This window comes from Entomomonas sp. E2T0 (assembly GCF_025985425.1).
In the GTDB taxonomy this organism is placed as follows: domain Bacteria; phylum Pseudomonadota; class Gammaproteobacteria; order Pseudomonadales; family Pseudomonadaceae; genus Entomomonas.
Map to the genome: position 1 here is coordinate 1,657,666 of NZ_CP094972.1, position 13,080 is coordinate 1,670,745.

At 35.6% G+C, this 13,080-nt stretch carries 10 protein-coding genes; 3 read left to right on the top strand and 7 right to left on the bottom strand.

Annotated features, from left to right (window positions below):
- The first annotated feature begins 124 nt into the window (after window positions 1-124).
- The gene (locus tag MTZ49_RS07915) at window positions 125-637 is read left to right on the top strand and encodes a dihydrofolate reductase (RefSeq protein ID WP_264747795.1); all 513 of its coding nucleotides are present in this window, start codon (window positions 125-127) and stop codon (window positions 635-637) included.
- A gap of 146 nt (window positions 638-783) precedes the next feature.
- Here the strand turns inward: MTZ49_RS07915 and MTZ49_RS07920 are convergent, their stop codons facing one another.
- The 4 genes from MTZ49_RS07920 to MTZ49_RS07935 form a co-directional block, all read right to left on the bottom strand.
- Window positions 784-1,278 carry a DUF934 domain-containing protein gene (locus MTZ49_RS07920; RefSeq protein WP_264745016.1) on the bottom strand — a complete coding sequence of 165 codons (495 nt, stop codon included), beginning with the start codon at window positions 1,276-1,278 and terminating at the stop codon, window positions 784-786.
- Window positions 1,262-2,914, bottom strand: coding sequence for a nitrite/sulfite reductase (locus tag MTZ49_RS07925; RefSeq protein WP_264745017.1), 1,653 nt, complete (start codon window positions 2,912-2,914; stop codon window positions 1,262-1,264). Before MTZ49_RS07925 ends, MTZ49_RS07920 begins: the two co-directional genes overlap by 17 nt.
- A 304-nt stretch (window positions 2,915-3,218) precedes the next feature.
- Window positions 3,219-4,400: a vWA domain-containing protein gene (locus MTZ49_RS07930; RefSeq protein WP_264745018.1), complete on the bottom strand. Its 1,182-nt coding sequence runs from the start codon at window positions 4,398-4,400 to the stop codon at window positions 3,219-3,221.
- Window positions 4,401-4,403: 3 nt separating this feature from the next.
- The gene (locus MTZ49_RS07935) at window positions 4,404-5,249 is read right to left on the bottom strand and encodes an AAA family ATPase (RefSeq protein ID WP_264745019.1); all 846 of its coding nucleotides are present in this window, start codon (window positions 5,247-5,249) and stop codon (window positions 4,404-4,406) included.
- A 324-nt stretch (window positions 5,250-5,573) separates the two neighbouring features.
- On the opposite strand from MTZ49_RS07935, the gene MTZ49_RS07940 reads away from it, so the two are divergent.
- Window positions 5,574-6,926, top strand: coding sequence for an OprD family porin (locus tag MTZ49_RS07940; protein WP_264745020.1), 1,353 nt, complete (start codon window positions 5,574-5,576; stop codon window positions 6,924-6,926).
- Between the two features lie 76 nt (window positions 6,927-7,002).
- Here the strand turns inward: MTZ49_RS07940 and MTZ49_RS07945 are convergent, their stop codons facing one another.
- On the bottom strand, window positions 7,003-8,406 hold the full coding sequence (locus tag MTZ49_RS07945; RefSeq protein ID WP_264745021.1) for a DNA recombination protein RmuC: 1,404 nt from the start codon (window positions 8,404-8,406) through the stop codon (window positions 7,003-7,005).
- Between the two features lie 504 nt (window positions 8,407-8,910).
- Between MTZ49_RS07945 and MTZ49_RS07950 the strand changes: the two genes are divergently transcribed.
- Window positions 8,911-10,563, top strand: coding sequence for an electron transfer flavoprotein-ubiquinone oxidoreductase (locus MTZ49_RS07950; RefSeq protein WP_264745022.1), 1,653 nt, complete (start codon window positions 8,911-8,913; stop codon window positions 10,561-10,563).
- Between the two features lie 68 nt (window positions 10,564-10,631).
- On the opposite strand, the gene MTZ49_RS07955 is transcribed toward MTZ49_RS07950, so the two are convergent.
- Window positions 10,632-11,627 (bottom strand): M28 family peptidase, encoded by a 996-nt coding sequence (locus MTZ49_RS07955; protein WP_264745023.1) that lies wholly within the window; start codon window positions 11,625-11,627, stop codon window positions 10,632-10,634.
- Window positions 11,628-11,775: 148 nt separating this feature from the next.
- The gene (locus tag MTZ49_RS07960) at window positions 11,776-13,008 is read right to left on the bottom strand and encodes a sugar transporter (protein ID WP_264745024.1); all 1,233 of its coding nucleotides are present in this window, start codon (window positions 13,006-13,008) and stop codon (window positions 11,776-11,778) included.
- Window positions 13,009-13,080: the final 72 nt, after the last annotated feature.

A 13,080-nucleotide genomic window follows, 5' to 3' on the forward strand; every position in this document is an offset into this window, starting at 1 on the left:
GTATCTTTTCTGTATTATTAAATATTTATAGCGTATTAAACAATGATAAATTTCATTTAAAACTTATACTGTATTTTTTATCAGGTATACTTATGTACCACTTTGTTAATGGATATAAGATGTTATGTTGCCTTTATCAATTATAGTAGCATTAGCAGATAATCATATTATTGGTATCAATAACCAGTTACCTTGGCATTTGCCTGCTGATTTAAAGCATTTTAAAGCGGTTACTACAGGTAAACCCATTATTATGGGGCGTAAAACATGGGAATCTTTGGGTCGTCCTTTACCTAATCGATTAAATATCGTAATAAGTCGACAAGCAGATTTTGTAGCAGAAGGGGCGGAAGTCTATCCAACATTAGAAAAGGCTATGCTGCGTGCTAACGAATGGGCAACAGCTCAACAAGTTAATGAAATGATGTTGATCGGTGGCGCACAACTTTATAGCATGGCTTTAGAAACGAATGTAGTAGATAAATTATATCTAACTCGTGTTCACCTTAAGCCAGAGGGAGATGCTTGGTTTCCTGAGTTTGATGAGAGTTTGTGGTGTAAAGCTGAAGAGCAAAGCTTTGCAGCAGAAGATGATAAGCCTGCTTATACCATAGAGGTTTGGAATAAAAAGATTTAGCTATCCCCCTAGTTTTTAATACTTTGTTGAATGGCTTAGTCGTATATTTGTACTGTCTTCAGCCATCCGCCTCGTCCTAAAAACTATGGAAACAGCTATAAAATCACTATTTTCTAGTATGGGTAACTAGAAAATAGCAAATGGTATCAGCGTCTTTTAAATAATGGTAAAGGCTGATCTGTTGCACCTTGGTAGGTTTCTGTAAAGTCATTTAAACTTAATAAAGCGTTTTCGATGTCTTTGTCTGCTCTCACCACAAAGGCATTAAAGCCACAGCGATGCATAGCAAATAGTTGATCTTTTAATACATCACCAATGGCACGTATTTCCCCTTTATATCGATAGCGATCACGTAAAATACGTGCACTAGAATAGTGTCGTCCATCAGTAAATGCAGGAAATTCTAGGGCAATAAGGGGTAATGTTGTTAAATCATCTGCCAATTCTTCAATTTCTTGTGATGAGTCTAGCCAAACTGCAGTTTGACCATCACGTTTTTGCAGTAATTGTTTGTGTTCTTGCCACAAAGCAAAGGGCACAATAACGTCATCACAATTAGCAATGTTTTCAAGGCTAATATCGTTAGCCAGTAAATGCCAATTATCATTCACGATCTGAGCATCTTTAATTATTTTTTGCATAAACATGCTCCTTAAAGGGCTCCATACCTAAGCGTTGATAAGTATCTATAAAACGTTCATCAGCATGTCGTTGTTTGAGATAGAATTGAATAATCTTTTCTATCACATCAGGTATCTCTTCTTGTGCAAAAGAAGGGCCTAATACACTACCTAAAGCCGTGTTATAACCCGTATTACCACCTAAAGATATTTGGTAAAACTCTTGCCCTTTTTTATCTACACCTAAAATGCCAATATGACCAATATGGTGGTGGGAACAAGCATTCATACAACCAGAGATATTAAGGTCTAATTCACCTATATCAAATAAATAATCTAGATTATCAAAACGGCGTTGAATAGCTTCTGCCACAGGAATTGATTTAGCATTAGCGAGTGAGCAAAAGTCTCCGCCAGGGCAAGAAATAATATTAGTAAGCATACCAATATTAGGTGTGGCAAAACCTAGCTCTCGCATTTGTTGCCATAGTTCAAATAATTTATTTTGCTCAACATCTGCGAGTACAATATTTTGTTGATGAGTTGTTCTTGCTTCGCCAAAGCTATATTGGTCGGCAAGATCAGCAGCAGCATCCAATTGTTTATCGCTAATATCTCCAGGAGGCGTAGCGGTAGCTTTTAATGATAAAGTAACAGCAATATAACCTGTTTGTTTATGGGGACGGGTATTTTGTTGTCTCCAACGAGCAAAACCAGGGTGTTGTTGATCTATTTCATTAAAATCAATATCTGTTAATTGCTTATAAGCAGGAGCTATAAAGTGGCTGCTAATGCGCTTTACTTCTGCTTCAGTTAAAGTCATTGGGCCATCTTTAGCGTTTGCCCATTCAGCCGCTACTTTTTCTGCAAATATTTCAGGTGTTAACGCTTTTACTAAAATTTTAATACGCGCTTTATATTTGTTATCACGACGACCATAACGGTTGTAAACACGAACAATAGCATCAAGATAGGTTAATAAATGTGGCCAAGGTAAAAATTCATTAATCAATGAGCCAATAATAGGGGTACGGCCTAAGCCACCACCTACATAAACTTTAAAGCCAAGTTCACCTTGTGAATTACGAATGGCTTCAAGACCAATATCATGTACTTCAATTACAGCACGATCTTGTTGAGCACCATTCACAGCAATTTTAAACTTGCGAGGTAGATGGTGAAACTCAGGATGAAAGGTTGACCATTGACGAATAATTTCACACCAAGCACGTGGGTCGATCACTTCATCCTTTGCAACGCCAGCGAATTGGTCAGTGGTTGTATTGCGAATACAGTTACCACTGGTTTGAATAGCATGCATTTGTACCGTAGCAAGTTCAGCTAGAATATCTGGTATATCTTCTAATTCAGGCCAGTTAAATTGAAAGTTTTGACGAGTAGAAACGTGTGCATAACCTTTATCATAATTACGCGCAATACTGGCTAATTTACGTAGTTGTTTAGAAGATAACAAGCCATAAGGAACTGCTATCCGCAACATAGGTGCATAACGTTGAATATAGACACCATTTTGTAAGCGTAGCGGGCGATATTCATCTTCTGTTAAATCACCTGCTAAATAGCGGTTTGTTTGATCACGAAATTGCTTAACGCGTTCGTCTACAATTTTCTGATCATATTCATCATAGATATACATTTAATTTCCAATCACAGCTAAGTTATTTCTACATAACAAATACTTTTTTATCATTTGATAGTGCTATCCCCTAGTTTTTATACTTTGTTGAATGGCTTAGTTGTAATGTCTTTGGCCATTTGCCTTATCTAAAAAACTATAAAAACAGCTACATAACAAGGGTATAGTCTAAGGTGTGACAAGATAACAGTTTCTGCTTATGCTTAAAAGTGCTATTTATTCATATATAAATAACATAATGGAATAATAAATGGTTGAAAAATATTTTTATTAATTGATTTTAAAGAAGTTATTTGAGTATTAGCTATTTGCTTAAATAGCTAATACCTGCTTCTAATCCTTCTAACGTTAAAGGATACATATGGTTATTAACCAATCCCTTCACCATATCGATTGAGCGAGTGTATTGCCAAGCATGTTGCGGGTAAGGATTAAGCCAAATAACTTTGCGATAATGTTCTATAAAGCGTTGCATCCATAGACTGCCAGGCTCTTCATTATAATGTTCGACACTACCACCGATATAATTTATCTCATAAGGGCCCATAGCGGCATCACCTACAAAGATTACTTTATAGTCTGGGCCGTATTTATGTAGGATATCCCATGTAGGGATGCGATTAGTCTGGCGACGATGATTATCTTGCCAAACATTTTCGTAAATAAAGTTGTGGAAATAGAAATACTCAAGGTATTTAAACTCTAAACGGCACGCTGAAAATAATTCTTGGCACATTTCAACATGCATATCCATTGAGCCACCAATATCGAATAACAGTAATAGTTTTACTGCATTGTGGCGTTCTGGTTTCATGCGGATATTCAGTAGTCCAGCATCTTTAGCGGTAGCTTCAATGGTATTATCTATATCTAGTTCTTCACTAGCACCTGTACGGGCAAACTTACGTAAACGACGTAAGGCCAGTTTGATAGTACGGCTACCAATTTCTACTTGGTCATCTAGGTTCTGATATTCTCTTTTTTCCCAGACTTTTACAGCACGACCTTGTCGTTCACCTGCATCACCAATACGAATTCCTTCAGGATTATAACCCCCTGAGCCAAATGGACTAGTGCCACCTGTACCAATCCACTTATTACCACCTTGGTGACGTTCTTTTTGTTCTTCTAAGCGTTTTTTTAAGGTTTCAATTAGTTTATCTAAACCGCCCAACGCCTCAATTTGTGCTTTATCAGCGTCACTAAGATTTCGTTCTAACTCTTTGCGTAACCATTCATCAGGGATAGCAGCACTTAATAACTCAACATCCACTTGATTAATACCTTCAAAGTAAGCAGCGAAGGCTCGATCAAATTTATCAAAATAGCGTTCATCTTTAACTAAGATACTACGTGCTAGATAATAAAACTCCTCCATATCTGCAAACACAATATGATGTTTAAGTGCATTAATTAAATCTAATAGTTCTCGTAATGAAACAGGAACTTTAGCTACACGTAGTTCATTAAAGAGGTTAAGTAACATGGCTTAATCCCTATGACGACGGCTCATAAAATTTAAACGTTCAAGCAAGTGAATATCTTGTTCGTTTTTCAGTAATGCACCAGCCATAGGCGGCAGAGATTTTGTAGGATCACGTTCCCTCAAAGTGGCAATATCAATTTGATCGGCCATTAATAGTTTTAACCAGTCAATTAGCTCTGAGGTAGAAGGTTTTTTCTTAAGGTTTGGAATAGCGCGAATATCAAAAAATACTTCCAAAGCTTCTGTCACTAGCTCTTGAGTGATATTGGGATAATGTACATCAATGATTTTTTGTAAGGTATTACGATCAGGGAAGGCAATATAATGGAAGAAGCAACGTCTTAAAAAAGCATCAGGTAATTCTTTTTCATTATTAGAAGTGATGATAATAATCGGACGTCGTTTAGCCTTGATCGTTTTATCAAGTTCATAAACATAGAATTCCATCTTATCGAGCTCTTGTAATAAATCATTAGGGAATTCAATATCAGCCTTATCTATTTCATCAATAAGCAGAATAACCTTTTCTTCACTTTCAAAAGCCTCCCACAGCTTGCCTTTTTTTATGTAATTGGCAATATCGTAAACTTTTTCAACACCTAGTTGAGAATCCCTGAGACGACTTACCGCATCGTACTCATAGAGACCTTGATGGGCTTTTGTGGTAGATTTTATATTCCAACTAATGAGTTGTGCATCAAACGCTTCAGCTAATTGTTCTGCTAATACAGTTTTACCTGTACCAGGTTCACCTTTAATTAATAAAGGACGTTCAAGGGTAATTGCTGCATTAACAGCTAGCTGCAAATCTGTTGTTGCAATGTATTGGGATGAGCCAGTGAATTTCATTATGGTTCCTAATAAGTACAGTATTAAGTAATAGTGATTAGTTAAGAATAGTAAATATAATATGGTTATTTGACTATTAGCTAATAAGAAATACTTAGATAAATAGGCTAATTGTTATTATATTATGCTAGGCATAAATTAAAACAAGTAATATGCCGTAATAATTTAATTTTATAATTGTTAAAAAGGTGTTTATCCAGTTATATTTATATTCTAAATAATTATTTACATAATATTTCCTATAATAATAGGATATATGTGTTCGTGAAGATGTATTTAAAAAATGTGTTATCCATGCAAAGCCTATAGTAGGATATTTATATTATGAAAAAGCTACTCATATTGACCACAGCTTGTACCACAACATTTTATTTGCCTTTAAACGCTATGGCTGAAGAGCATGGTTTCTTAGAGGATAGTACATTAACAATTACGGCTAAAAATTATTATTATGATAATAATAATCGTGATAATTACGCTGGCCAAGCACGTGAATGGGGACAAGGATTTATCCTTGATTATAAATCAGGTTTTACGCAAGGCACTGTAGGTGTAGGTATTGATGCTTTGGCTATGTTTGGTTTTCGTTTAGACAGTGGTGGTCGTTCAGGTAAGGCTAATATTGATCGTACTCCAGGAACCATGTTTCCATTAAAGCGTAATGGTAAAGCAGAAGATAGCTTTGGTAGTTTTGGGGTAGCACCTAAAATTCGTATTTCTAAAACAGAAGCAAAATATGGTACGTTCATTCCTAATATGCCAGTAGCAGTTGGTAATAATGGTCGTTTATTACCACAAACCTTTGATGGCGGTATGATTACTTCTAATGAGTTTGAAGATTTTACCTTTGTAGGTGGTAAGTTAGAACATGTTAAAGGTCGTGCTTCTACGGATAACCAATCAATGTCTGTGGATGGTGCGAGTACTGGTATAGCTAGTAATAAGTTTTATTTTGGTGGTGTAGATTACCGTGTTACCAAAGATTTAAAACTGCAATATTACTATGGCAATTTAAAAGAGTTTTATAAACAACATTTCTTAGGTTTAAACTATGGTTTAGCGTTACCAGTAGGTAATTTAACCACAGATGTACGTTATTTCTACAGTGATTCTGATGGCAAAAATGCGAGTAGTTCAGGTAGAGGTGAAGGCTATCGTATCAAAGGTTACAATAATAATGGTGAGGTAGATAACCAAACATGGAGCTTAGCATTAACCTATACTGTAAAGGGACATGCGCTTACTGGCGGTTATCAAAGTCTTTCTGGGAATAGTAACTTTCCCTTCTTAAATCAGGGTACGGCATGGTCAGGTGCTGGTGGATCTACAGCCTACTTATGGACTGATAGCCAAATTGGTAAGTTCTTAAGTGCAGGGCAACGCACTTGGTTTGGCCAATATAGCTTTAACTTTGCTGATGTAGGTGTGCCTGGTTTAACGGCTTCTATTAAGTATCTAAAAGGTAGCCATGTTTACGATACTCGTGCTGGCGCTAATTATGGTAAAAAGGAAAGAGAATGGGAGCGTGACTTTAAAGTTGCCTACAAAATTCAGTCAGGTCCTTTAAAAGATCTTGAGTTAGCATGGATGAATGCAACTTTCCGTTCAGGTGCTTCTAATGACTTGGATGAAAATCGTCTAATTGCCACTTATACTTTTGTATTTGATAAGTTCTAGTAAAGAGTTAAATTTAAAAAAGCCATCAATTAAGATGGCTTTTTTATTCATGATACTTTGATTTTTTATAGAGGGCCTATGAAGTTGGTGGTTCTATGCTTAATCCTAAGGCTGCTTTTTCTTGCCAGTCGTCACTTATTTCACCTTTAACGGCTACACCTAACTCTACAAAATCATCTACCAGTTTTACTAAGTTACCCTTGCCATCCGTTAATTGGCCTTTAGCTTTTCTATAGGCTGTTTGGGCTTTGGATAGGTTATTTTCAATTTCATCCATACTGCTTAAAAAAGAGCGCAGTTTGTCATAAACTTTGCTTGCTATATTAGAAAGTTCTATCGTATTACGGCTCTGATTTTCAAGTCGCCATAGTTGTCTAACAATAGTGAGGCAAGCAAGCAGTGTAGTAGGCGTAGCCACTAAAATATTTTGATCAATGGCTTTTTGCAGTAACGTTTCATCATTCTTAAAAGCTGCAATAAAAGCAGGCTCAATAGGAATAAACATAATCACCAATTCAGGCGAATTAATATCTGGTGATTTATAATAAAAACGCTCTGATAATTCTTTAATCCGTTGGCTAATGGCTTTAATATGTTCTTTAAGGGCTGATTGTTGAAGCTCCGTAGTCTCGGCATTAATGGTTTTAATATAAGCATTAAGCGATACTTTTGCATCGATGACTAAGTGCTTTTGTTGCGGAAGATTGATGATTACATCGGGAACTTGAGGTTCACCTTCTTCAGAATAAATTCGCTTTTGTAAGCTAAAGTCTTTATTGGGTTGTAGCCCTGCTTGTTCTAATATATTTTCTAAAATTAGCTCACCCCAATTACCTTGCATCTTTTTATCACCTTTTAAGGCAACGGTTAAATCATGAGTTTCTTGGGTAATTTGTAGATTGAGTTCTTTTAAATGCTTTAATTCTTGGCTTAATTCTGTTTTTTGAATAGTTTCTGCATGGTGAATTTCTTCTACTTTATGACGAAAGCCTGCAATTTGTTCACGAAAAGGTGTTAATAATGATTGCAGTGATTGTTGGCTTTGCTCAGTAAAGCTTTTACCTTTAGCCTCAAAAATCTGAGAGGCTAATTGTTCAAACTCTAACTTTAATTGTTGGCGATTATCATTAAATAACTTTATTTGCTCAACAAAATGTTCTTCTTTTTGTTTTAAAGTCGTATTGGCTTGGATATATTGATTAGTCAGTTGGGTATGGCGTGTTTGTAAATGTTCAAATTTAATTTGTAGTTCTTGGTTGTTAGCCTTTAGCTCTAAATTTTGCTCTTTCAATTGAGTATTTTGAGTTTTAAAGTTTTCAGCTTGAATATGATAATCCTGTTGCTGTTGTTGTAGGGTTTGTAGTTGTAAATTAGCATCAGTAAGTTGTTTATATAATGCCCAAATAATACTACTAAGGACAAAAAATAATAATCCAGTAGCAATAATAACTAACCATAAAAGAGTAGGAGTATCCATCATTATTTATAAACATTAATTAGAAAAATTATTTACTATTGTAATAGAGAATAGATAAAAAAAGGTTATTTTAAAAATAATGTAGCATAATAAAATGTAGTGTTAAGGAGCATGCTATTATTTATTATTACTAAAGTCTGTAAAAATAAAGAGTATAAAAGTAAGAATATTTGATAGAGTGTCACATTTAATTCAATATGGCTAATGACTTTAGCATTAATTGATATATATCTTGAATTTGTAATTATTGTAGTAAAAAATCTATATTTTTTGATAAGCAAGGTTAAATTATAGTGCTATAATATGTTGAAAATCGGTATTTGATTTCGCATCGTGAAACTTATGGACTTAAATAATTTAATAATGTCAGTTATATTAGTAGAATTTATTGATAAAATAAGTAAATATTAGTAAAGGGTTTAGTAAGTTTTAGTCAAAATAACATTGTTTATTGATAAGTGGCCTAATTACTAAACGGTAAATAAGAAAAGCTGTGAGGAGAATATTGTGGAACGTGAATTCATGGAGTTTGATGTTGTAATTGTTGGGGCGGGTCCTGCAGGGCTTTCTGCTGCATGCCGTTTAAAACAAAAAGCAATAGAAGCAAACCAAGAAATTAGCGTTTGTGTGGTTGAGAAAGGGGTAGAGGTAGGCGCCCACATCTTATCAGGTGCGGTATTTGAACCTCACGCATTGCAAGAATTATTTCCTGATTGGAAAGAGAAGGGTGCACCTTTAAAGACTCATGTTAAACGCGATGATATTTATTTCTTTACCAGTGAGAAAGATTCTAAAAAAATTCCAGATGCGTTCATTCCTAAAACAATGCGTAATCATGGCAATTATATTATTTCTTTAGGTAATCTATGTCGTTGGTTGGCTGAGCAAGCAGAAGCATTAGGTGTAGAAGTATATCCTGGCTTTGCTGCACAAGAATTATTAATAGATGATCAAAATAAAGTATGCGGTATTTTAACGGGTGATATGGGGGTTGATAAAGATGGCAACCCTAAAGAAGGCTTATACACACCAGGCATGGAATTACGTGGTAAATATACTTTATTTGCAGAGGGCTGCCGTGGTCATCTAGGTAAAGAACTTATTAAGCATTACAACTTAGATGCTGATTCTGATCCACAACATTATGGTATTGGTATTAAAGAGTTATGGGAAATCGACCCAGCTAAACATGAAGAAGGTTTAGTAGTACATACCACAGGTTGGCCATTAACGAAGGCAAGTCCAGGTGGTTCATTCTTATACCATATTGAAAATAACCAAGTAGTGGTTGGTTTGATTATAGATTTATCTTATGAAAACCCTTACTTATCACCTTTTGAAGAATTCCAGAGGCATAAATTGCACCCAGTTATTCGCCAATATTTAGAAGGTGGTAAACGTATTTGTTATGGTGCACGTGCCGTTGTAAAAGGTGGTTTAAACTCTCTACCTAAAATGATTTTCCCAGGTGGTGCTTTAATTGGTTGTGATTTAGGAACATTAAACTTCTCTAAAATTAAAGGCAGCCACACAGCAATGAAGTCTGGCATGTTAGCAGCTGATGCTACTTTTGAAGCTTTAGTGGCTGGTCGAGCAGGTGATGAATTAATTTCTTATCCAGAATTATTTAAAAATAGTTGGGTATATGATGAGCTATATCGCTCACGTAACTTTGGCCCTGCTATGCACAAGTTTGGTACATTCTGGGGTGGTGCGTTTAGTTATATTGATCAAAATATCTTTGCAGGTAAATTACCTTTTACTTTGCATGATACTCGCCAAGATTATAATACCCTTAAGAAAGCAAGTGAGTCAGCAAAGATTGATTATCCAAAACCTGATGGGATAATTACATTTGATCGTTTGTCTTCGGTGTTCTTATCAAATACTACCCATGAAGAAAATCAACCTTGCCATCTAAAATTGGCAGATGCTAATGTTCCTATCAATAAAAACTTACCTGAATATGCTGAACCTGCGCAACGTTATTGCCCTGCTGGTGTATATGAAGTAGTTGAAAATGATGATGGTACTAAGCGTTTCCAAATTAATGCAGCTAACTGTGTTCATTGTAAGACTTGTGATATTAAAGACCCTGCACAAAATATTACTTGGACTCCACCTGAAGGTGGCGGTGGCCCAGTTTATCCTAATATGTAATTATTATTTTCCATAGGGTCTCTATGGTGGAGAAGCTTAGGCTTCTCCATTTTTTTACCTGAATTATTTCAGTAGTGTTGTACAACAATATAAACACCCTGTACTACTTTGGCCATACGGTTGTAATCTAAATCATCCCAGCTATCACCGCCTACCTCATGATAATGATGATTACGATAAAAAGCAGTGTCTGTAACCATCACAGCAGGGAAGTTATTTTTCCAATAATGTTGGTGGTCTGAAAGATCAATACCTGGTACAGAGCTTGGAGCATTAAGCGAGTAGACAGGTAAATCTGTAGCTCCCATCATTAAGCTTTTTACTTTGCCTGTTACTTTTCTATTATCCATATTGCTAATCACAGCAATAAAGTTACCTTGATCGCTGTATAACTTTTTCATAAACCCAAAAGGGAAGTTTTGTGAGTTAGGCTTATCACTAAAATAACCTATCATTTCGAGGGAAATCATTAATTTTACAGATTGTTTAGTTTCTGCAAGCCAACGAGCGTGGAAAGAGCTACCCATATTATCTGTTCTAAAAAAAGGGGGCTCTTCTAAACTATAAGCAACTAATTCAACAGGAGTTGTAGGTGGATTCTCTTTTAATAATCTGGCTAATTCTAATAACCCTGCTACACCACTGGCATTATCATCTGCGCCACGAGTCATACCACAACTATCATAATGAGCCCCTATAACAATGCGTTCCCCTTGTTCAGGGCCAAAACGAGCAATAATATTGCGATAGGTATTATCTTGTACTTGAAAAGGTTGCTCTGATATTTTGTCTGAGTAAAGAGATAATTGCTGTTTAATATAATCGGCAGCTGCATTTAAATTATCTAAATGGGTATAGCTTCTTGGATGATTGGTAATAGATAATTGTTTAACATGCTGGATAAGGTGTTCGGTAGAAACAGCAGGAATTGTCGTTGAAGTGTGTTGAGCCTTTATATAAGACTGGGTCATTAATGAGCAGGAAGTAATAAGTCCAGCTATTAACAGACCAGTAGTTGCCAGTAAAGTAATAACAATTCTTTTTATTCTATAGGCATTTAACATAAATGACTCCTTGTTTTACTGGTGTTTTAATATATCCATTCTAAGTACTTTGCGGTTTAACTGCAAAGGTCATTAATTTTCAATTAAGGTTTAGTACAAAGCGTTACCTTGTTAGATGAAATAATTCACAGAGTCATTAAATGCTGTTTTACTTATCAGCTGCTAGTTTTTCTTGATAGGGTTGTAGATTATATTGTTGTGTCCAATAGCGACGAGAAATAAGGCAGAATATAGCGAAGGCAATCAATACAAATACAGCGCCTGCATAACCTACATAAGATGTATTGGTTTTTGCTAATACAATACTTCCTACTAATGCTCCGCCACCAATACCAATATTGAAGATACCTGAGAACATGGAGATAGCCACATCAGAAGCATCAGGTGCTATATCCAATACTTTAGTTTGTAGAGCAAGGGCAATAATAGTCATTACACTGCCCCAAATGATACAAAGTATAGCAGTGGTATAATGGCTATAGGTGCTGATAGTCAGGACTAGTAAGCTAGTTAATAGAATAGCTATTGAGCTCAAAACTAGCCCAATTGGATATTGTGGTGATTTTTTTGTAAAAATAATACTGCCAATAATGCCTGCACCACCAATACATAATAATAAAATCACTACAAAGTTTTTGCTAAAGCCACCTACTTCTGTCATAAAGGGGGTGATATAGGTATAAGCGGTAAAATGTCCTGTTACTATAATGGCTGTTAAGATATAAACATTGATAAGGGCAGGGCGTTTTAATAGAGAGGGTAGACTTTTTAAAGAACCAGCATTATTACTAGGTAATTTAGGAAGTAACCAAATCAATATTAGCATAACAATAAAAGCGATAATGGCAATGCATAAAAAGGTAATACGCCAGCCTGTATGTTGACCAATAATAGTTCCAATAGGTACGCCTAATACAGTAGCTAATGATGAACCTGTTACGATAAAACTTAAAGCCTTAGCTCGTTTATGAAAAGGTGCAATACGGGCAGCTAGTGGTACTGTAATAGCCCAAAATACAGCATGAGCACAGGCGATACCAATTCGAGCAACCATTAATGAAGCAAAGCTCCAAGCAAGCCAAGCCATAATATGGCTACCAATAAATAAAACAAACAAAATAACTAGTAATAAGCGTCTTTCTATTCTGGCAGTAAGGATGGTAAGGGGTAGCGACATTAGGGTGACTACCCAAGCATACCCTGTAATCAGTAACCCTGTGTGTGATACATCCATATTAAAACTTTCAGCAATACTCGGTAATAAGCCTACGGGTACAAACTCGGTAGTATTAAAAATAAAGGCAGCAAAAGATAGCGCAATAACGGGTAACCATGCTTGCCAGAATTTAGAGTTTGCAGAAGAGGTGGTAGTATCAGACATAAAAAATATACAGAGCAGAGTTATTAACAAATATAAAAGAGGAGTAATTTTAGCATTTTTTTAGGGCTGTCT

Bases quoted from the DNA above. Each gene is read 5' to 3' on its own strand.
- MTZ49_RS07955 (WP_264745023.1), bottom strand. From the start codon at position 11,627: ATGTTAAATGCCTATAGAATAAAAAGAATTGTTATTACTTTACTGGCA.
- MTZ49_RS07945 (WP_264745021.1), bottom strand. From the start codon at position 8,406: ATGATGGATACTCCTACTCTTTTATGGTTAGTTATTATTGCTACTGGA.
- MTZ49_RS07935 (WP_264745019.1), bottom strand. From the start codon at position 5,249: ATGAAATTCACTGGCTCATCCCAATACATTGCAACAACAGATTTGCAG.
- MTZ49_RS07940 (WP_264745020.1), top strand. From the start codon at position 5,574: ATGAAAAAGCTACTCATATTGACCACAGCTTGTACCACAACATTTTAT.
- MTZ49_RS07915 (WP_264747795.1), top strand. From the start codon at position 125: ATGTTGCCTTTATCAATTATAGTAGCATTAGCAGATAATCATATTATT.
- MTZ49_RS07920 (WP_264745016.1), bottom strand. From the start codon at position 1,278: ATGCAAAAAATAATTAAAGATGCTCAGATCGTGAATGATAATTGGCAT.
- MTZ49_RS07960 (WP_264745024.1), bottom strand. From the start codon at position 13,008: ATGTCTGATACTACCACCTCTTCTGCAAACTCTAAATTCTGGCAAGCA.
- MTZ49_RS07925 (WP_264745017.1), bottom strand. From the start codon at position 2,914: ATGTATATCTATGATGAATATGATCAGAAAATTGTAGACGAACGCGTT.
- MTZ49_RS07930 (WP_264745018.1), bottom strand. From the start codon at position 4,400: ATGTTACTTAACCTCTTTAATGAACTACGTGTAGCTAAAGTTCCTGTT.